Origin of the sequence: Marinobacterium nitratireducens (assembly GCF_014645375.1) — a bacterium.
Classification (GTDB): Bacteria; Pseudomonadota; Gammaproteobacteria; order Pseudomonadales; family Balneatricaceae; genus Marinobacterium_A; species Marinobacterium_A nitratireducens.
Window position 1 is genome coordinate 1 of sequence record NZ_BMLT01000035.1, and the last position, 786, is coordinate 786.

Here is a 786-nt window from a genome sequence, read left to right on the forward strand (position 1 = left end):
GATCGAGTTCGACATCGACACCTACGAGCCGCTGCCGGTGGTCAAGCCCACCGCCACCCGCAAACAGGTCGAGAAGGCGCTGGAAATGCTCAACGCCGCCGAGCGTCCGCTGCTGGTCGCCGGTGGCGGCATCATCAATGCCGACGCCTCCGACAAGCTGGTCGAGCTGGCCGAGATCACCGGCATTCCGGTCATCCCGACCCTGATGGGCTGGGGCACCATCCCGGACGATCATCCGCAGATGGTCGGCATGTGCGGCCTGCAGACCTCTCACCGCTACGGCAATGCCACCCTGCTGGCATCCGACCTGGTGCTGGGCATCGGCAACCGCTGGGCCAACCGCCACACCGGTTCCGTCGAGGTCTACACCGAGAACCGTCAATTCATCCACGTCGATATCGAGCCGACCCAGATCGGTCGCGTCTTCATGCCCGACTACGGAATTGTTTCGGATGCCGCTGCGGCGCTGGAACTGTTCGTCGAAGTGGCCCGTGAATGGAAGCAGGCCGGCAAACTGGCGGATCGCCGCCAGTGGCTGGAGGAGTGTCAGGAGCGCAAGCGTACTCTGCAGCGCAAGACCCATTTCGACAACGTCCCGGTCAAGCCGCAGCGTGTCTACGAAGAGATGAACAAAGCCTTCGGCAAGGACACCTGCTATGTCAGCACCATCGGACTGTCGCAGATCGCGGCGGCACAGTTCCTCCACGTCTACAAACCGCGCCACTGGATCAACTGCGGTCAGGCCGGCCCCCTCGGCTGGACCATCCCGGCCGCGCTGGGCGTCGC

1 protein-coding gene is annotated in these 786 nt (G+C 64.1%); it reads left to right on the plus strand.

The features are described 5' to 3' along the window. Positions 1 to 786: thiamine pyrophosphate-dependent enzyme (locus IEX85_RS23875; protein ID WP_229722097.1), on the plus strand; the 786-nt coding region annotated here is incomplete at both ends.